The 19,103-nt window shown below is 42.2% G+C and carries 19 protein-coding genes; all 19 read right to left on the minus strand.

The features are described from left to right. Positions 1 to 20: 20 nt before the first annotated feature. On the minus strand, positions 21 to 2,243 hold the full coding sequence (locus L2672_RS02975; protein WP_248994361.1) for a chemotaxis protein CheA: 2,223 nt from the start codon (positions 2,241 to 2,243) through the stop codon (positions 21 to 23). Between the two features lie 15 nt (positions 2,244 to 2,258). After that, positions 2,259 to 2,996, minus strand: coding sequence for a protein phosphatase CheZ (locus L2672_RS02980; protein ID WP_248994362.1), 738 nt, complete (start codon positions 2,994 to 2,996; stop codon positions 2,259 to 2,261). A 13-nt stretch (positions 2,997 to 3,009) separates the two neighbouring features. Beyond that, on the minus strand, positions 3,010 to 3,393 hold the full coding sequence (gene cheY, locus L2672_RS02985; RefSeq protein WP_130597773.1) for a chemotaxis response regulator CheY: 384 nt from the start codon (positions 3,391 to 3,393) through the stop codon (positions 3,010 to 3,012). A gap of 50 nt (positions 3,394 to 3,443) precedes the next feature. Beyond that, on the minus strand, positions 3,444 to 4,160 hold the full coding sequence (locus tag L2672_RS02990; RefSeq protein ID WP_248994363.1) for an RNA polymerase sigma factor FliA: 717 nt from the start codon (positions 4,158 to 4,160) through the stop codon (positions 3,444 to 3,446). Further along, positions 4,153 to 5,034 carry a MinD/ParA family protein gene (locus L2672_RS02995; protein WP_248994728.1) on the minus strand — a complete coding sequence of 294 codons (882 nt, stop codon included), beginning with the start codon at positions 5,032 to 5,034 and terminating at the stop codon, positions 4,153 to 4,155. Before L2672_RS02995 ends, L2672_RS02990 begins: the two co-directional genes overlap by 8 nt. A gap of 4 nt (positions 5,035 to 5,038) precedes the next feature. Next, positions 5,039 to 6,430: a flagellar biosynthesis GTPase FlhF gene (gene flhF, locus L2672_RS03000; RefSeq protein WP_248994364.1), complete on the minus strand. Its 1,392-nt coding sequence runs from the start codon at positions 6,428 to 6,430 to the stop codon at positions 5,039 to 5,041. A 29-nt stretch (positions 6,431 to 6,459) separates the two neighbouring features. Beyond that, positions 6,460 to 8,559 (minus strand): flagellar biosynthesis protein FlhA, encoded by a 2,100-nt coding sequence (flhA, locus tag L2672_RS03005; protein ID WP_248994365.1) that lies wholly within the window; start codon positions 8,557 to 8,559, stop codon positions 6,460 to 6,462. 138 nt (positions 8,560 to 8,697) lie between these two features. Further along, the gene (flhB, locus tag L2672_RS03010) at positions 8,698 to 9,831 is read right to left on the minus strand and encodes a flagellar biosynthesis protein FlhB (RefSeq protein WP_248994366.1); all 1,134 of its coding nucleotides are present in this window, start codon (positions 9,829 to 9,831) and stop codon (positions 8,698 to 8,700) included. An 11-nt stretch (positions 9,832 to 9,842) separates the two neighbouring features. Next, a complete protein-coding gene (gene fliR / locus L2672_RS03015; protein WP_248994367.1) occupies positions 9,843 to 10,646 on the minus strand; it encodes a flagellar biosynthetic protein FliR in 804 nt (267 codons plus the stop codon). A 4-nt stretch (positions 10,647 to 10,650) separates the two neighbouring features. Next, entirely contained in the window at positions 10,651 to 10,920 is a 270-nt protein-coding gene (gene fliQ, locus L2672_RS03020) for a flagellar biosynthesis protein FliQ (RefSeq protein ID WP_248994368.1), read from the minus strand. An 8-nt stretch (positions 10,921 to 10,928) separates the two neighbouring features. Beyond that, complete coding sequence (gene fliP, locus L2672_RS03025) at positions 10,929 to 11,633, minus strand: flagellar type III secretion system pore protein FliP (protein WP_248994729.1); 705 nt, start codon at positions 11,631 to 11,633, stop codon at positions 10,929 to 10,931. Between the two features lie 43 nt (positions 11,634 to 11,676). Next, positions 11,677 to 12,078 (minus strand): flagellar biosynthetic protein FliO, encoded by a 402-nt coding sequence (fliO, locus tag L2672_RS03030; RefSeq protein ID WP_248994369.1) that lies wholly within the window; start codon positions 12,076 to 12,078, stop codon positions 11,677 to 11,679. Positions 12,079 to 12,185: 107 nt separating this feature from the next. Next, on the minus strand, positions 12,186 to 12,569 hold the full coding sequence (gene fliN / locus L2672_RS03035; protein ID WP_248994370.1) for a flagellar motor switch protein FliN: 384 nt from the start codon (positions 12,567 to 12,569) through the stop codon (positions 12,186 to 12,188). A 10-nt stretch (positions 12,570 to 12,579) separates the two neighbouring features. Then, the gene (gene fliM, locus L2672_RS03040) at positions 12,580 to 13,605 is read right to left on the minus strand and encodes a flagellar motor switch protein FliM (RefSeq protein WP_248994371.1); all 1,026 of its coding nucleotides are present in this window, start codon (positions 13,603 to 13,605) and stop codon (positions 12,580 to 12,582) included. A 27-nt stretch (positions 13,606 to 13,632) separates the two neighbouring features. After that, on the minus strand, positions 13,633 to 14,157 hold the full coding sequence (gene fliL / locus L2672_RS03045) for a flagellar basal body-associated protein FliL (RefSeq protein ID WP_248994372.1): 525 nt from the start codon (positions 14,155 to 14,157) through the stop codon (positions 13,633 to 13,635). A gap of 99 nt (positions 14,158 to 14,256) precedes the next feature. Further along, complete coding sequence (locus L2672_RS03050) at positions 14,257 to 15,882, minus strand: flagellar hook-length control protein FliK (RefSeq protein ID WP_248994373.1); 1,626 nt, start codon at positions 15,880 to 15,882, stop codon at positions 14,257 to 14,259. Positions 15,883 to 16,124: 242 nt separating this feature from the next. Further along, positions 16,125 to 16,571, minus strand: coding sequence for a flagellar export protein FliJ (fliJ, locus tag L2672_RS03055; protein ID WP_248994374.1), 447 nt, complete (start codon positions 16,569 to 16,571; stop codon positions 16,125 to 16,127). 48 nt (positions 16,572 to 16,619) lie between these two features. Continuing rightward, a complete protein-coding gene (gene fliI / locus L2672_RS03060) occupies positions 16,620 to 17,960 on the minus strand; it encodes a flagellar protein export ATPase FliI (protein ID WP_248994375.1) in 1,341 nt (446 codons plus the stop codon). After that, positions 17,929 to 19,077 (minus strand): flagellar assembly protein FliH, encoded by a 1,149-nt coding sequence (gene fliH / locus L2672_RS03065; RefSeq protein ID WP_248994376.1) that lies wholly within the window; start codon positions 19,075 to 19,077, stop codon positions 17,929 to 17,931. Before fliH ends, fliI begins: the two co-directional genes overlap by 32 nt. Positions 19,078 to 19,103 lie beyond the last annotated feature (26 nt).

Raw genomic sequence — 19,103 nt, forward strand, 5'->3', positions numbered from 1 at the left:
TTCCTTAAAAATTGGAACTTTTATTTTTTATTTTTGGCGTAATGTTTTAATAAACCTGGCACATCTAAAATTAGCGCAATACCGCCATCGGATGTAATTGTCGCTCCTGCCATACCCGGCGTACCTTGTAGCATACTGCCTAGCGGTTTAATGACCACTTCTTCTTGACCAATTAATGCATCCACCACAAAACCAATTTGTTTTGTGCCTAGCTGAACAATCACCACATGACCATGCTTTTTATCGCCATGTTTAAAGGTGGTTTTATTTCGGTGTAGCCAATGCTCTAAATAAAACAGCGGTACAGCTTTATCACGAACAATAACAGTAAGTTGGCTATCAACAATATTGGTTTTGGTCAGGTCTAAATGGAATATTTCATTCACACTTGATAGCGGTAAAGCAAACACTTGTTTAGACACATCAACCATTAATGTCGGCATAATAGCTAAAGTCAGTGGCACTTTAATTTCTAAAACGGTGCCTTTACCTTGCATAGAGTCAATATGTACTGTGCCGTTAAGCTGGGTGATACGGGTTTTAACCACGTCCATTCCCACACCTCGGCCAGAAATATCTGAAATCTCAACCTTGGTTGAAAAGCCTGGGGCAAAAATTAAGTTATAGGCTTCAGTATCAGACATTCTTGCCGCAGCATCTTCATCTAATACGCCTCGACTTATGGCTATTTCCTTTAACTTTTGCGGATCCATTCCGGCACCATCATCTTCAATTTTCAGAAGAATATGGTCACCTTCTTGGCTGGCAGACAAGGTAATTGTTCCGGTTCTGGGTTTACCGTTTGCTTCACGTGTTAATGGCATTTCAATGCCATGGTCCACAGAATTTCGCACTAAATGCACTAAGGGATCGGCCAGTGCTTCTACCAAGTTTTTATCAAGATCAGTTTCTTCACCAATCATGATTAAATCAATTTCTTTATTTAATGTTCTTGCTAAGTCACGCACAACCCGAGGGAATCGACCAAAGACTTTCTTAATGGGCTGCATGCGGGTTTTCATGACCGCACCTTGTAAATCTGCAGTCACTAAATCTAAATTAGCTAAAGCCTTAGACATTTCTTCGTCTTCACGGGTAATGCCTAAACTCACTAAACGGTTACGGACTAATACTAACTCGCCGACCATGTTCATAATTTGGTCTAACCTTGCAGTATCGACACGAACGGTAGTTTCACCCTGCGGTACGGCTGGCGCTGATTTAGTCGGCGCTTTGTCTTTGGCCACTTCAGCCGGTTTCGCTGCTGGTGCTTTAGGCGCTGGAGCGGGTGCTTTTGCCGCAGAAGCTGGTGCAGCAGCTTTTACTGGCTCTGGTGGCTTAGTCGCAGAGGGTGCGGGCTGTTTAGGCGCTTGAGCGGGGGCAGCATCAACCGATTTTGTTGGTGCAGAACCTTTTCCGTGTAACTCATCAAGCAGTTTCTCAAACTCGTCGTCAGTGATATCGTCTGAATCAACAGCATGTTCAGGAGCTTCAACCTTTGCAGCAGGTTTATTTTCTGCTGCCGCCTTAAAGCTGCCTGCTCCATGTAGCTCATCTAACAGTGCTTCAAACTCGTCATCGGTAATTTCATCTGAGGCAACGGTATCGGAAGAGGGTTCAATATCTTGAGGTGTTTCAACAGAAGTGTCTACAGAGGTTGGGCTTTTACCTTGTCCGTGCAACGCATCTAAAAGGGCTTCAAATTCTGACTCATCAATTTCGTCAATATTGCCATCTTCTGCATCAGAAGCATTGGTTTCTACAGGTTGTTCAACTTCTTCAACGACCTCTTCTACCGCGTCTTCAATGATGATGTCTTCTGCAGGCTGCTCGCCTAATTCTGAAGGTAATGGAGCACCAGAACTGAGTAACTTTAATTTTTCAAGTAACTCGTCATCAGCAGGGTCTTGATTTTGACCTTGCTGGGTTTGTTCGAACATGGTGTTAATTGCATCAACCGCTTGCAAAATAATATCCATCAGTTCTGAATTAACACTTCGCTTACCTGTGCGTAATAGGTCGAAAGTATTTTCAGCTTCATGGCACACATCGACCATCGGCGTTAAGCTTAAAAAGCCAGCACCGCCTTTTACGGTGTGAAAACCACGAAAAATTGCATTAAGCAAATCACTGTCATCAGGATTATTTTCAAGTGCAACAAGTTGCTCTTGTAGAAGCTCTAGAATTTCACCCGCTTCAATCAAAAAGTCCTGGAGTATCTCTTCATCAACATCAAATGACATTCAATTGACTCCTAATTAGAAACCCAGACTGGATAGCAAATCATCAACTTCATCTTGACCTGCAACCACGTCGTCACGCGTTTCAGCGTGCATTATTGGGCCCTCTGCCTTTATTTTATTATCTTTTTCAACAGTTTCCGCTTGCGCAGCATTGTCACCAAACACGGTTAGCATTGCCACAAGATTGCTTTCAACTTCACGAACTAAATCAATAACTCGACGGATCATTTGCCCCGTCAAATCTTGGAAGTCTTGGGCCATCAGTATTTCATTCAGCAATTGGCGCAAACGATTTGAATCATGTTCACTGTGTGCCATAAATTGCTGCACATCATGACAAAGCGTTTTAAATTCGCTTAACGCGATGTCACGTCGCATCAATTTATCCCACATAGGGGTAACAGATTGTATGTTGCTAATGATTGTATCGGCCAAAGGTAGACATTCTTCAACTGCATCCATGGTTTTATTTGCAGCTTGTTCTGTCATATCAATAACGTAGTTTAGCCTCTCTTTAGCATCCGGTATTTCGGTATTAGCGAGTTCAGATAAACGGTTATCTAATTGGAAGTCTTGCAGAGCACTGTGAAGTTGACGAGTTAATTTGCCTACCTCTTCAAATAGTTCACGCTGCAGTGGTGCAGCAATCTCTTTAATGACTTCATCAGCTTTTTCTTGCTCTCCCGCGCTAAGCAGTTCAACAAGGTGCTGAGCCTGTTCGAGAGAAATTAACCCCGATAATGTTGGCTGCATAACTTATCCTTGTTTACGCGAGACGTTCAAAAATTTTATCAAGCTTTTCTTTTAAGGTCGCAGCGGTAAATGGCTTCACCACATAACCATTCACACCAGCTTGTGCAGCGGCAATAATCTGCTCACGCTTGGCTTCAGCCGTTACCATTAAAACCGGTAAGTGTTTTAATGAATCATCAGCACGAATCGCCTTTAATAGATCAATGCCTTGCATTCCAGGCATATTCCAATCTGTTACAACAAAGTCAAATTCGCCTTTTTGTAACATCGGTAAGGCGGTTGAGCCATCATCTGCTTCTTGGGTATTGTTGAACCCCAAGTCTCGCAACAAGTTCTTAATGATACGTCTCATTGTTGAAAAGTCGTCAACAATAAGAATCTTCATATTCTTGTCCAAGGTTTCCTCCGGTGAGCTGACACTCAAGTGCTCTAATTAGTAATATATTGTTATTGTGTCCAATGCTTTAGCTTGGCTTTTAATCTTAGCATGGCCTGACTTAATATCTGGCTAACTCTTGATTCGCTTACTTCAAGTATTGCACCAATCTCTTTTAAATTCAGTGCTTCGTCATAATATAACGAAAGTACTAAGGCGTCCCTTTCTGGCAATGTCTTAATTGCTGAGACAAGTGCTGATTGAAACTGTGATTCCGCTAACGACTCAAATGTCTCATCAGGGGTTTCATCTTCGGTCACTAAAATATCTGATGAAACACCAAGATCGTCTATGCCTATGATTTTACCCACAGAAACATCATTTAAAATATGATGGTACTCATTTAGCGACATATCAAGTTTTTCTGCAATTTCTGTGTCACGAGCATCGCGGCCAAGCTCTTGTTCTAGTTCATCAATAACCTGAGATACCCGACGACTGTTTCGATGAACAGAACGTGGAACCCAATCTCCGCGGCGAATTTCATCAATCATTGCTCCGCGAATTCGAATACCGGCAAAGGTTTCGAATTTAGCCCCCTTGCTGCCATCAAACTTAGATGACGCTTCAAGTAGACCCATCATGCCTGATTGAAGCAAGTCATCAAGCTGGACCGAAGCGGGCAACCGCGCCAACATATGATGAGCAATTCTTTTTACCAACGGAGCATACTGTTCAACAACGGACGTTTTATTGTCAAACTGAGTATACGCAGCGGCTTTATTCACTCAATCTATCCTCTTGGGTTTCTTTTCGTTGCACTAAACGTTCAACAAAAAACTCTAAGTGACCACCGGGTTGCTCAGGTACTGGCCAACTCATTATTTTATTTGCTAGCCCATGATACGCAATCGCCGCTGGCGACTTTGGAAAGGCTTCAATAACTAATTTTTGTTTGCGAACAGATTTTCTGAGGTTTTCATCAAATGGCACTGTGGCAACTAATTCTAATGCAACATCTAAAAATCTGTCGGTAACCTTGCTAAGTTTAGCAAATAACTCCATTCCTTCTCGTAAACTGCGCACCATATTTGCAACAATTTTAAAGTGGAATACACCGTGTTCACGGCTTAAGATTTTTATTAATGCGTAAGCATCAGTAATTGAGGTAGGTTCATCACAGACGACGATAAGAACATCTTGAGAGGCACGAGAAAAGCTCAGTACCATGTCAGAAATCCCTGCGGCAGTATCAACAATTAAAATGTCAAACTGGGTACGCATTTCACTGAATGCTCTGATTAACCCCGCATGCTGTGCTGGTGTTAGTTCGACCATTGCTTGCGTACCTGAAGTAGCAGGTACAATACCAATGCCTTTAGGGCCTCTGACAATAATATCGTCAAGTTCTGCGTCACCCGATAAAACATGAGATAAATTTTTCTCGGCGCGAATGCCTAACATGACATCCACGTTTGCTAATCCAAGGTCAGCATCTAACACTAAAACACGCTTTCCTTTTTCAGCAAGTGCGACTGCCGTGTTAATTGACACACTGGTCTTCCCTACCCCGCCTTTACCACCGGATACGGCAATTACTTTGACTTTTTCGTTATTTGGTTGATTCATCATACGTAAACCATTTGCTTGATCACGGGTCATATTCTTACTCGAATGCATAAGTCATTTCGTTCGACCATGCGGTTGTGTCTTGAGACGTTTGTGGTTCTGTTTCATTTAAAGCAGCTAAAGCTTGTTTTGCTAGCGCTAAGGTATCTGCGACTTTCATATCCTCAGGAACACGTTGGCCATCAGTTACATAGCTTAATGGTAACTCATTTTGGATAAGAACGCTCAGTGCACCTGCAATTGATACCGATTCATCTAATTTGGTTAAAATTGCACCGGCTAACGGGATGCGTTTAAAGTGATTAACGGCATCTTGTAACACTCTACGTTGCCCTGTTGCTGACATCACCAAATAACTACGAATAGGGATTCGGCTGTTAGCGGTTAAATTATCCAATTGTTGATATAGGCGTAAATCACGTTGCCCCATACCAGCGGTATCTATTAATACTAACTTACGATTTCTAAATTGATATAAAATTTGTTCTAATTCAGCAAGATCATGAGCTTGTTTCACAGGGCAGCCCATTATTTTGCCATAAGTTGCTAATTGCTCAAAGGCGCCAATTCGATAATGGTCTGTGGTAATTAGCGCCACTTGGTCGGCCCCATGATGAGCGGCAAATCTGGCTGCTATTTTCGCTAAAGAAGTGGTTTTTCCAACTCCTGTAGGCCCCACAAAAGCCACAACACCACCACGCTTAACAATATCATCACCTTGGTTGTCTAACAGGTTCGCTAAACTTTGAGGCAAAGAACGGACTAATTCAGCTGGATTATAGTGCTGACTCAGTGACGAAAGCTTGGCCGCAACGGGGGTTGAAAACTCTGCTGCAAGCAATTTACTTTCAAGCATAGCACCAACCGGATCTTTACGCTTTTTTTGATCACTCATTAAAGAAGAAACTTGATGTGTCAACAAGTTACGTAAAGAAGCCATTTCCTCTTTAAGCGCTTCAACCTCAGCTAAACTGGTTTTAGAGTTTTTAACTGGTTTATCAAAAGCAGCAGGTTGTTGTGGCATGATTTTCGGTGATGTTTTTTCTGATGCACCTTGAAGTTGTCTAGCCCATTCTGGCAGCTCAGGATCTTTCTTTTGTGCTGGCGGAAATTGACTTAACCGGTTCTGCTGTTTTTCTAATAATGCCTGTAATGAATCTGCCGCAGGAGGCGGACTTACTTTCGTTTTTGCTTTAATGGCATTATTGCTGGCCAATGACACTCTATCTTCACTTAAGTCCATAAAACCGGGTGCAGGCTGTTTCATAGCCACATCCACTTTAGGCTCGTCATAATCAACAGCAGCCACAATTTCAATACCACCCGCGACTTTCTTATTGGACATAATCACCGCGTCAGAACCGAGGGTATCTTTAACTTGTGCTAATGCTGCACGCATATCTTTGGCAAAAAATCGTTTAATTTTCACTTAAACACCTCTTAATTCTGACATTATCACTATTGACCAACAGCTGAAACAATGCGTATTTGTTTCTCATCTGGGATTTCTTGGTACGAAATCACTCTTAAATTTGGAATAGTGTATTTAACAAATCTAGACAAGGTTGAACGTAGCATGCCTGATGTCAATAAAATGGCTGGTTGACCTACCATCTCTTGCTTCTGTGAAGCATCTAATAATGACTGTTGCATGCGTTCTGCAAGGCCTGGCTCAATATTCGGACCTTCCCCACCTGTCGCCTGCATAGACTTATGCAACATCTGTTCCAACTCAGGAGCCAATGTTATGACGGGAATCTCTAGCTCTGGTCCAGATATCTCTTGTACTATCATGCGTTTTAACGCAATACGTACCGCAGCAGTCAGTACTTCAGTATCATTACTCTTAGCACCGTACTCTAATAAGGTTTGTACAATGGTGCGTAAATCGCGCACTGACACACCTTCATTCAATAGGTTTTGCATGACTTTAACCACATTACCCAACGGCATGATGTCAGGAATAAAGCCATCCACTAATTTAGGAGACTGTTTAGCCAGCATGTCCATCAATTGCTGAACCTCTTCATAACCTAATAGTTTGGCGGCATTATTACTTAATAATTGACTAATGTGGGTGGCCACAACCGTAGCGGTATCGACAACGGTGTAACCTAAAGTTTGCGCGTGTTCGCGCTGCTCAGGGGCTATCCATACGGCTTCTAAGCCAAAGGCAGGGTCTGTGGTTTCAATTCCATCCAGTTTGCCGTATACCTGACCTGGATTAATGGCTAGCTCACAATCATGACGAACTTCAGCTTCACCTACAACCACGCCCATTAATTGAATACGGTAGGCATTGGGTGATAAATCAAGGTTGTCACGAATATGTACGGCTGGCACTAAAAAGCCGAGCTCTTGAGATAACTTTTTACGCACGCCTTTAATGCGGCTTAGTAGTTCACCACCTTGACCTTTGTCCACCAGCGGGATCAATCTATAACCCACTTCTAAGCCAATAATATCCACATGGCGAACATCGTCCCAACTCAGCTCTTTCGGCTCTTTATCTTTCACTTCAGCAGGGCCATTTTTAGCCAATTCTAATGCTTGAATCTTCTTATCTTGAATGCGTTTATGAACAAAATAGGCTGCTCCTGCAGTGATACAAGCAAAGCTTAAAAAGGCAATGTGTGGCATACCTGGCACCATACCCATTACAAATAATAAACCTGCTGCAATGGATAATGATTTAGGGCTGTCAAACATTTGGCTAATCATCATCTGACCCATATCGCCAGATTCATTTTGACGGGTCACCATTAATGCCGCAGCAATCGATAATAACAGTCCAGGTATTTGCGCCACCAAGCCATCACCGATAGTTAACAAAGTATAGATTTCAACAGCACTGGAAAAATCTAAATCATGCTGCACCATACCAATAACAAAACCGCCTAAGATATTGATAACCAGAATCATAATACCGGCAATCGCATCACCTTTAACAAACTTTGACGCACCGTCCATTGCACCATAAAAATCGGCTTCACGAGTCACTTCTTCACGGCGAATACGAGCTTGCTCTTGATTCAAAATACCTGCGTTTAGATCTGCATCGATTGCCATTTGTTTTCCGGGCATGGCGTCGAGTGTAAAACGAGCACTCACTTCTGAAATACGTCCCGCACCTTTAGTGACTACGGCAAAGTTAATAATAATAAGAATTAAAAACACGACTAAACCAACGGCATAGTTACCGCCAATTACCACCGAACCAAATGCTTCAATAACTTTACCCGCAGCATCTCCGCCATTATGCCCTTCTAGTAATACCACTCGAGTAGAAGCCACGTTCAATGCCAATCGAAGTAGGGTTGCGACTAATAACACCGTCGGGAATGCCGCGAAGTCTAAAGGTCTATCAGTATAAATGGCGACGAGTAACACCACTAAGGCTAAAGCAATATTGAAAGAGAATAAGATATCCAGCAAAAATGCCGGTATAGGTAATACCACCATCCCCAATGCAGCAAGCACCAATAAAGGCGTACCAATCCCCTTAAAACTAGCAGGTCTTATTTGCTTAAATTGGCCGAAGGCGGTTTTCACATCCATTCAAAATTACCTTTATTGATAAGTTTTTGACACGTTATCAAGGTAAAAGCAAAAACTAAGCCAAAAGGGGGAATTTAATTTTTTATTGAGGAAAAACAAGCTTGTCTGAATAAATTATCCACAACACCAGTAACAAGGTTAATGTTTAAGCTCATCTGGAATAGGTTGATTAAGGGGAATTAGGGTTGGGCGGCGCCCTTTGCCTTTTTGGTACTGTTTAAGTTGGAACACATAAGCCAACACTTGTGCGACGGCAGTAAATAGTCCTTCAGGAACTTGCTGATCAACTTTGGTGGTATGGTAAATTGCCCGCGCAAGAGGCGGTGCAGACACGATGGGAACTTCATGCTCGCGAGCTATTTCTCTAATTTTAAATGCCACATCATCAACCCCTTTGGCAATTAAAAATGGCGCAGAGGATCGGCTAACATCATATTTAACCGCAACGGCATAATGCTCGGGGTTAACCACAATAACGTCAGCATTAGGCACCTCGGTCATCATACGCCGTTGTGCCATTTCACGCTGAACCTGCCTGATACGGCCTTTTACTTCTGGTTTACCCTCAGTGTCTTTATATTCATCTTTAACTTCTTGTTTGGTCATTTTCAGCTGTTTATTGTGGTTCCAAATTTGAAATGGCACATCAATAACCACTATTAATAACATGGAAGAGCATAATAAAATGAACATCCACACTAATAAATCTAAGGCGTGATAAACATTTCCAGGAAGGTGATCACTGGATAATGTCAGTATGTCGTAAAAATAGATGGTCAATAATAAATATGCTGCAACTGCAACCACTGAAAATTTGGCGATACCTTTAGTGAGTTCAACTAATGCTTGAGTGCCAAACATTCGCTTAAAGCCTGTAGCAGGATTCATTTTACTGCCTTTAGGCATAAAGGCTTTAACCGAAAACGATAATCCACCTAGTGCAATATTCCCGATAAATGACACCAAGGCTAACAACGCAATAAGGCTAATTAACGGCCAGCCTAATTCGCTACCAACCACCCCCCATACCCTAAACATTGAGTTAGTATCAAATATTTGATCGCGTTCCATTTCAAATATCTGCTTCATCATGGCATGTAAGCTTTTAGCAATGGCAGGGCCTGTCATCGCAAAGCCAACTGATGCTGCCAATAATACCGCTGCAGTGCCTAATTCTTTTGAGCGAGCAACTTGTCCTTTTTCACGCGCCTGTTCTAGGCGCCTACTGGTGGGTTCCTCTGTGCGTTCTTGACTGGTATCGTTATCTGCCATCTACGCCCCCATTAATAAGCCACTGTGCCGTCAATTTGACATTGCAACTGCAAGATATCGCACATTAACAATTGTGCCGCCAGCCATACCTCATCGAAGTGAGCCATTATTGGCCCTAATGTTAGCCAAAGGATCAACAAACCACTGACCATGGTGACAGGGAAACCAATAGAGAAAATGTTTAATTGCGGCGATGCACGGGTCATCACCCCGAAAGATAAGTTAATCAGTAATAAGGCCACAATAGCTGAAATAGACATAGTCAGTGCTGCGCCAAACATATATGCGCCCCACTCAGCCAAACTGCGATACGTGGTGATATTAATACCTTCAAGAGAAACAGGAATAGTCTCAAAACTGGCCACGATCATTTTAAACATCAACAAATGACCATCAACCGCCAAAAATATTAATGTGGCTAGCAACAAAAAGATATTACCCACTACAGGGGTTTGCTCACCAGAACCGGGGTCAACCATTGAAGCAAAACCTAAACTGGTTTGCATACCAATAATTTGCCCCGTTAACACAAATGTTTGCATCATCATTAAGCTGACAAACCCCATAGCAGTACCAATTAATAGTTGTTGCAAGGTAATGAACACTGAACTTAATGCAAATAACTCAACATTTTCAACCGGAGGCAATACAGGCACTATGGCAAAGGTGAACGCAATGGATAACATTAACCGAATACGAGCAGGCGTCGTATTCGCACCAAACACCGTCATGGTCATTAACATGGCTGAAATACGAAACAGTGGCCATAAATACATGGCAATTGTTTGACTTATTTCATCAAACAAAATCTCCATGAAATTACCCTATGACTACTGGAATGAGGTTCACCATTTCAAAGAAGAAGTCCATCATGGTTTGAACAAGCCAATGGCCTAAAAACATTAATGCAAATAAGGTCATTAACAAACGAGGCAAGAAGCTTAGCGTTTGTTCGTTAATTGATGTCGCCGCTTGGAATACCGCAACCACTAACCCGATCGCTAGACCAGGTAAAATAATTGCCGACACTATCAACACAATGACAGACAGGGCTTCACGAAAAATATCAATTAACGACTCAGGAGACATACTCCCTCCTAAATCCCAAAGCTATTAGCAAGTGTACCCATCACCAAACTCCAACCATCAACCAATACAAATAACATGATTTTAAAAGGTAATGACACAATCATTGGTGACAACATCATCATACCCATTGCCATCAAAATACTGGCAACCACAAGGTCTAACACTAGAAACGGCACAAATAACATAAAGCCAATTTGAAACGCGGTTTTAAGCTCACTGGTAATAAAGGCGGGAATAATGACACTCATCGGTGCCTGTTCTGGACTTTGAATATCGGTATAGCCAGATATTTCAATAAAGGTTTGCAAGTCTGTGGTTCTCACTTGCGACAACATAAAGCTTTTAACCGGCTCTTTACCCACGTCATAGGCTTGGGTTAAGGTCATTGACTCATTCATATAGGGCTCAACCGCTTCTTTATAAACTCGGTCAAACACTGGCGCCATAATAAAGAAAGTCATAAACAGGCTAATACCAATAAGCACTTGATTTGAAGGTGTTTGTTGCAACCCCAATGCTTGTCGCAAAATAGACAACACGACAATAATCCGCGTAAATGAGGTTAACATAATGACCATAGCTGGAATAAAGCTCATGGCGGTCATTAACAGCAGAATTTGCATGGTCACCGAATACTCGGTTGCGCCATCTGGCCCAGTTGTTACGGTAAGCGCGGGCAAAACGCCATCTTGAGCGACGGCTAAAGACGGCATCAAACAAAAGAAAATCAGTATTAACAGCAATCCTTGTTGCGTTTTAGTCATTACTTGCTTCCTTAGCTTGTTGTAAATTCTTAGCAAATGTCGTATTCGATTCAACGGGTTGTGCCATCTTATCTAGCAGATTAACTTGCGAGGCAGTGACCCCCACTAAATATTGTTGCTCGTTCACCTCTATCAGCATAATTTTTTCTTTATGGCCGACTTGAGTCGTGGCAATGGTTTTAATAATGCCATGCTGACTAGGCGCAAGGTTTAGCTTTTTGACGATATAAGCAAGCAAAAAAATTAAGGCAATAACAACAATTAAGCCACCTAGCATATTGGCTAGCGTTGATACAAAAGCGGTGTTACTCGCACTTGTTGAAACCGTATCGACAGCGGCTAATGGCTCAGCCGCTGTCACTGTTTGAGATAATATGACAGAAAAAATTGACACCGATTATCCTTAATAAATTGGCCACAAAAAATAACTAACCCACGCCATTTAAATGCAGTCCTCAATAACAATCGCCTTTATCAAGCGAATGTTATATGCAGTTTAGCTTATTTTAACTTCTTGATTCGCTCAGTTTGGCTGATCACGTCTGTGAGTCGAATACCAAACTTATCATTCACCACAACCACTTCGCCATGTGCAATCAACGTACCGTTAACCATCACATCTAACGGTTCCCCTGCCACTCGGTCTAACTCAACAACCGAGCCTTGGTTAAGTTGTAATAAGTTACGAATGCTAATAAAGCTGCGGCCCACTTCCATAGAAATGGTGACAGGAATATCTAAAATCGAATCTAGCTTTTCAGCTTCTTCTTTAGAAATAGGCTTAGCATCATCTACAAGTTCATCAAGCTCAACTTGCTGGGCTTCTTCCAGTGCTTGCTCCGCCATTGCGGCTGCCCAATCATCACCTGTGTCTTCTGTACTCATCTATCTCACCTTATAAATCTGAAATATCACGCGACTTACCTTTACGCGTGACTAATTGTAATTCTGATTTAACCGTTTCAGGTCGGGGTATTTTCTCACTGATTTTCAATGCCAAATTGTCTCTAGATTTACCTAACTTACAACGATAAGTGGGTAAGTCTTCAATGCGCATCATGATATGCTCTGGCAGCTCAATGGGAATAATGTCGCCCGGCTTAAAGTCCATGACATCTCGCAAGGTCAACTCATGTTCAACCACGTTGGCATCAAAGCCTACCTGCACATCCATAATTTCATCACGTAAGGCTTGTGACCAGCGCATATCCGTGTCTTGCTTATCACTTTGTACACCCGCATCTAGCAGTTCACGTATCGGTTCTATCATCGAGTACGGCAAAGTAATATGAAAATCACCTCCGCCGCCATCAACCTCAATATGGAACGAGTTAATCACCACTACTTCTGTAGGGCTAACAATATTTGCCATAGCAGGGTTCACTTCTGAGTCTAAATACTCAAACTCAACATCCATCACCGGCGCCCAAGCATCTTTATAATCTTCAAAAATAATTTTTAATAATAGCTGAACAATTCTGCGTTCAGTTGGCGTAAATTCGCGACCTTCAATTTTTGCATGAAAACGACCATCACCACCAAAGAAGTTGTCAACCAAGATGAAAACGAGTCGCGCCTCCATGGTGATCAATGCGGTGCCTTTTAATGGGCTAAAACGCACCATATTTAGACTGGTCGGGACAAATAAAGTATGTACGTATTCGCCAAATTTCAGCATTTGCACACCGTTAATTGACACCTCCGCGGCGCGACGCATCATATTAAACATGCTGATACGCAAGTGACGAGCAAAACGCTCATTCACAATTTCCAATGTTGGCATTCGTCCACGGACAATACGGTCTTGAGACGAGAAGTCATACGAGCGGGCATCTTCCCCGCTATCAACCTCATCCTCTTCAACATCATCAACACCATGCAGTAGCGCGTCAATTTCGTCTTGGCTTAATAAATCACTCACATCATCACCTTAACTATCTAGTCAGGACTATTGCATTACAAAACCAGTGAATAACACTTTCTCAACGATGGTTTTTCCGGTAACCGGTTGCAATGTATTTTGAACGTTTAATAACGCCAATTGTCTGAGCTCGTCTTTACCTGCTTGAGTACTTAACTTTTGGACATCTGCTGAACTAAACGTCGTTAAAAGTGCATCTTCAATTAGCGGAATATGCTTTTTTACCGTTGTTTCATCTTCAGAGCCACGCACCATCAGTTGCACTTTAATTTCAACAAGCCTTGCCCTTTCAATACCCGGTAAATTGAATAAAAACGGTCTTGGCATACCCACGTAATTAGCTTCAAGTGCCGTATTTGGAGCAGTTGATACAGTCTCAACCCCTTCTGTGGCGTTTGCGGCAGAGACTTCTGAATCATCAGAACCCATAAAAAACCATGCGCCGACACCTATTAATATTGCCACCACTACGCCTATACCACCGAACAAAATGAGCTTATTGCCTTTTTTTGCTTCTGGGGCATTTTCATTAAGTTCTAATTCTTCTGCCATGATTGTCCCTAAATATTTTTATTACGACTGCTATTAATATAACTGACTTATCGGATAAATTATTCTTTTCTCACTAGAATATTGGCATAAATTACCGAGTTAAGCGTAATAATCTATACCTGTTTGTATGCTGTCTGAATGATTTTGAAGCAAACCACTCTCTATTGCTGCATTTTCAACCAGTTCAGAAGATTCACCATAGCCTTCAGCAGAGCCTTCTTGTTGATTAGCTTGATTTTCTCCATCTTGCGACACATGACTATCTGCCAGCTGTAATCCCTCTTGCTGTAACATATCTTTTAATCTTGGCATCGCTTGTTCAATTAAATCACGAGTTTGTGATTGTGCCACCTGAAATTGCACCTGTGTTTGATCGCCATTTATTTGAATTTTTACCGTTAGATGCCCCAACTCTGGAGGGTCTAGTCTTATTTCAGCATGTTGAACACCGTTATTCACCATCGTAATCAATTGCTGTTTCATCACGGGTGAAAAACGTTGAATCATATCTTGCATCTGTACTTGCGATTCCCCTTGTTGTTTTAATGACAACTGAAATTGAGGTACTTCACTTTTATGCACGGGAGTAAAACTACTTTGGTTTTGCAGTGATTTAATGTCTACTGACGCTGACTCGGTTACTTTGTCTGACATCGAGCTCATGGCAAGCTCGGTATTTCTCGCTTGCTCTGCACTCATGTTAAATACCGTCTTATTAGCCGATTTTTCATTGGCGTCAATCATTTCTACTGACATAGCATACTTTACTGATTTTTCAGCATTTACATTGGCAGAAATAACACCATCAACACGGCTTTTATCCCCTAAAATGGCTTCATTATTGATACTTGCCGCATTTAGGTTTGCCGTAGCAGGGTGTGATGTATTAATACTTGCGGGCGTCATAGGTTGAGTGTGAACTTGATTGCCGCTCCCCCCATTCGCTTCTTTTGACAATCCCGTTTCTAATAAAGTCAAAATAGACTCATCGACAACGGGCGCTTGTAAATTGTAATCATTGATTATTTGCACCAATTCCTGACGACTTAATGCACTCAATTCTTGTTTAGAAAGCTTGGAAAAATCCATCAACTTATCGAGTTCTGACGTCGTTAACGATGTTAAGAATTGCACATTAGATTCAGTCTCAGTTGGGAGTATAATGGCATTTTCAAATAATTCTGGCGGTAAGTTCTGTTCGGTAATGTCACTCTCTGACTCAGCTAGACTATTTTTGTGCTGATGCTCTTGTGACAGCTGCGCGAGTAATGCTTCTAGTTCAGGATCTATATCATGCTTATCATGAAGCACTTTAACCTCTGCCAAATCACCATTTGCTGCGGTTAGCATCTTAAATGATGTTGAATCTGCGTCTAAATCAATCTCAAGCTCTGTGCCATCAAGGTCATCGGCGGTGGTTTCATCAAGCGGCAAAAGATTTCCGTCAGCGTTATTTTTGCCGAACGACTCCGCCAAATCTAATTGTGCAAAAATAAGCTCAACATTATTTTCATCTAAAGGCTCTGACAAATCTAATGCTTGATTGAATGCTTCTTTCGCATCAGGTGATGAGTGAAATTTTTGGCTATGAGATGAATTGAACGATGCTTTACTCGCCTTATCAAAGGCTGACATAAAGCCTTTATCATCATAGAGTTGCACAGCATCTTTGGAAGTCGGAACCGATTGGTTGCCACTCAAAAGTATATGATTCATCTGTTGCATATTATGCTCCAAAAAATTCAATCGATGTAACACTTCAATGTGCAATTAGCGTCGTAAACTGCCATTTTGTGTAACCGAAACCGTCACTTGAATGACGATTTGTTATTATTTATACGATTAAAGCAATTTAGATGCCAAAACGAATCATTTGATAAAGATATTGCAGAGGTAATGAATATAATCTCATATAAGGTTAATGAGCTTTTTTGTGAAAGCTGGCAGGATGAGAGATTAACCGTGTATTAATGTTTATTTCGTTGGCGAAAATATTGTTGCATGGCAAATTCGTCAGACATTTTTTGTTCTTGCTTAGCTTGTGCGATGGACGCTTTTTGACGTTTTTTCTCAATAAGCATTTCTACTGCTTTGCGCTTTTGTTGCTTTTCCTGCCAATGTGTTTGGCGATACCCTACCTGTTGCTCAGCATCTTTAACTGAAGCAACTTGCTGTGCAATAGCGGTGTCGACCTGCTTGATAAACTGATGAAATTGATGGTAGTGATTGGCACTGACACTTTGACCTTGCTGACCTTTCATTTGCTTCATGTAGTCTAAGCGGTAGTTGTTTAACGCTTCTAATTGCCCTTGCCTTTTTTGTCGTTCAAACTGAGCTGACTTCAATTGCAAAGCCGCTTGTTCCTCCGCCTCTGTGGCGAGCTTTAACACGGTGAACAATGGATCGTTGCGCATATTTCCGCCTACTCAATATTAACTTAAATCACGAATTGTTTTGCAGAATTAATTCTGACACTGACCTGCAATTTGCGACATCATTAATGCGCTATTCTCAAAATTAATGGCTTCTTTAAAGTTTTGTCTTAAAAAGGCATTCATTGCTGGCTGTAAGCGAATAGCATTATCAATTCTAGGGTCGCTCCCTTGTGAATAGGCGCCAATGGAAATTAAGTCACGATTTTGTTGATACAGTGAATACATTTGTTTGACACGTCGCATGGCTTCTAAATGCTCATCACTGACCACCATGGGCGCAACCCGACTAATCGATTGTTCAATATCAATGGCGGGATAATGACCTGAGTCAGCTAACGTACGCGATAACACAATATGGCCGTCTAAAATAGCTCTGGAAGCATCAGCAATGGGATCTTGTTGATCATCCCCTTCGGTCAACACGGTATAAAATGCAGTAATTGAGCCTTGACCAGGCCCACCGTTGCCAGCGCGTTCAACCAGTCGTGGTAATTTAGCAAATACTGAAGGCGGATACCCCTTGGTTGCAGGTGGCTCACCTACCGCCAAGGCCACTTCTCGTTGTGCTTGGGCGTAGCGGGTTAAACTATCCATCAGCAATAATACGTTATGACCTAAATCTCTAAAATATTCAGCTATACGGGTAGAGGTTTCACACGCTCTTAAACGCATTAACGGTGAAGTATCTGCTGGGGCAGCAACCACAACAGCGCGCGCTCGGCCTTCTTCACCTAAAATCTCTTCAATAAACTCTTTTACTTCTCGTCCACGTTCACCCACTAAGCCAACCACAATCACATCCGCGGTTGAGCCTCGGGTCATCATCCCTAACAACACACTTTTACCTACTCCCGAACCCGCAAATAAGCCCATACGTTGGCCCTTACCTACGGTTAGCATCGCGTTAATGGCTCTTACACCAACATCTAATGGTTCAGTAATCGCGCGACGTGATAACGGGTTAATATAGGGTGGATGTCTTGAAGCTTGCTCATGGGTATTTAGTGGCCCTAAACCATCTAAAGGCTGACCACTGCCATCTAATACTCGGCCTAATAAACTCAGGCCGACATTTAAGCCAGATTGCTCGCCCAGTGGTTGCACTCTGGCACCAGGAAGCACGCCTCTAAGCTCTTCTACTGGCATTAAATATAATAATTTGTCGTCAAAACCGACTACTTCCGCAATTAACTCACCAGCCATGGTTTCGATAGAACATAAACTGCCTACAGGGGCTCTACAACCTGTTGCTTCAAGTGTTAGCCCCACAACCCGCACCAGTTGACCACTAGCAATAGGGCGTAATGGCGTAACAGTTTGATGATGAAGCTTTATTTTATTCAGCAGTTGATGTTGACGATTTATCATCAGACTCACCTATGTTTGGGTCTTGGGTATCACCTTCCCCCTTGAGTAAGCTGTCATTAATGCCATCTGTACTCTCGCTCATTTCATCAATCGTGGCATTGCCAGCATTTTTGGCACTATCGTTAACTTCATCAGTGACCGTTTCGCCAGTAGCATCAACTGCCTCTGGCTCAACATCCACTTCAGCCTCTATTTGAGCACTCTGCTTGGTATTGGTTTCTTCAATAGAGTCTTCAACTGCACGTTGTTTGAGGGAGGCTATCTCTTGCGCAGGGTCATCAACTTCTGCGGTGGTATAAACACTGCCCGCTTGTTTGTTTTCTTGAACTTGATGATGTAGTTGAGTTAACTGCGCTTCTAATCCACTAAAAATTTGTGACGTCCGTTGCGCCACACTTAAATTGACACTGCTGCGTAAACTTTCAATAAACACATCGCCTTGGCTAAGGCTGGGATCAATTTCCACAAACCAATCATTTTGCTGCAATTGTTGTTGACCGTATAAGTTTGTCACTAAATTAGCATCGTCAGGATGCAAACGAATTTTGACTTTTTGCTCCTTAATGGGCAATGCATCAACCCCGTGCCGAATGGTTGCCACAATATGTTCTGGGTGGGTTTTTAATTCTTGTTGAATGACAGCTTTTGCCATTGAAATTGCCATTGATACGACTTCGGCTTCAACCTCAGTATCAAGAATAACTAAAGGTTGTTCAAACTGGTTAATTAAGCCAGAAAATTGCTGCATAAGCTCTTCAGCTTTAGTCATTCCAGCCTCGTAACCCTGTTGCTCACCTTGTGCAAAGCCTTCTTGATGGCCTTGGGCTAATCCCTCTAATCGCCCTTGCTCAAGACCTTGCTGTAACCCTTGTTGTTGGCCTTGTTCAAAACCTTCTCGTTCAGCATCAGCACGAATGGCCTCAATTTCTGCCATAGTTGGCATTTGCGGTGGTAAATCGGCTTTAGGACGGTCACTTTTATAAGCTGCACCATGCTTACCAAATAAGTTAGACGGTTTGTCGGCTTCATTTTCAGTCACGTCAGGTAAATGCCAATGACTGAACTCGTGGTCATCCTCAACCTGTAATACTTTTTTGGCCACTTTTGAGTCAGTCATATCATTATCCATTTATGAGTGCATTA

Source organism: Shewanella gaetbuli, assembly GCF_023284065.1.
In the GTDB taxonomy this organism is placed as follows: domain Bacteria; phylum Pseudomonadota; class Gammaproteobacteria; order Enterobacterales; family Shewanellaceae; genus Shewanella; species Shewanella gaetbuli.

What these genes read in the sequence shown, in the direction of transcription:
- L2672_RS03050 (WP_248994373.1), bottom strand. Translation starts at nt 15,882, where the DNA reads ATGCAACAGATGAATCATATACTTTTGAGTGGCAACCAATCGGTTCCG.
- fliQ (WP_248994368.1), bottom strand. Translation starts at nt 10,920, where the DNA reads ATGTCTCCTGAGTCGTTAATTGATATTTTTCGTGAAGCCCTGTCTGTC.
- fliL (WP_248994372.1), bottom strand. Translation starts at nt 14,157, where the DNA reads ATGGCAGAAGAATTAGAACTTAATGAAAATGCCCCAGAAGCAAAAAAA.
- fliH (WP_248994376.1), bottom strand. Translation starts at nt 19,077, where the DNA reads ATGACTGACTCAAAAGTGGCCAAAAAAGTATTACAGGTTGAGGATGAC.
- fliJ (WP_248994374.1), bottom strand. Translation starts at nt 16,571, where the DNA reads ATGCGCAACGATCCATTGTTCACCGTGTTAAAGCTCGCCACAGAGGCG.
- fliP (WP_248994729.1), bottom strand. Translation starts at nt 11,633, where the DNA reads ATGCCGTCTTTAGCCGTCGCTCAAGATGGCGTTTTGCCCGCGCTTACC.
- L2672_RS02975 (WP_248994361.1), bottom strand. Translation starts at nt 2,243, where the DNA reads ATGTCATTTGATGTTGATGAAGAGATACTCCAGGACTTTTTGATTGAA.
- fliR (WP_248994367.1), bottom strand. Translation starts at nt 10,646, where the DNA reads ATGGAGATTTTGTTTGATGAAATAAGTCAAACAATTGCCATGTATTTA.
- L2672_RS02980 (WP_248994362.1), bottom strand. Translation starts at nt 2,996, where the DNA reads ATGCAGCCAACATTATCGGGGTTAATTTCTCTCGAACAGGCTCAGCAC.
- fliN (WP_248994370.1), bottom strand. Translation starts at nt 12,569, where the DNA reads ATGAGTACAGAAGACACAGGTGATGATTGGGCAGCCGCAATGGCGGAG.
- flhB (WP_248994366.1), bottom strand. Translation starts at nt 9,831, where the DNA reads ATGGCAGATAACGATACCAGTCAAGAACGCACAGAGGAACCCACCAGT.
- L2672_RS02995 (WP_248994728.1), bottom strand. Translation starts at nt 5,034, where the DNA reads ATGACCCGTGATCAAGCAAATGGTTTACGTATGATGAATCAACCAAAT.
- flhA (WP_248994365.1), bottom strand. Translation starts at nt 8,559, where the DNA reads ATGGATGTGAAAACCGCCTTCGGCCAATTTAAGCAAATAAGACCTGCT.
- fliI (WP_248994375.1), bottom strand. Translation starts at nt 17,960, where the DNA reads ATGATAAATCGTCAACATCAACTGCTGAATAAAATAAAGCTTCATCAT.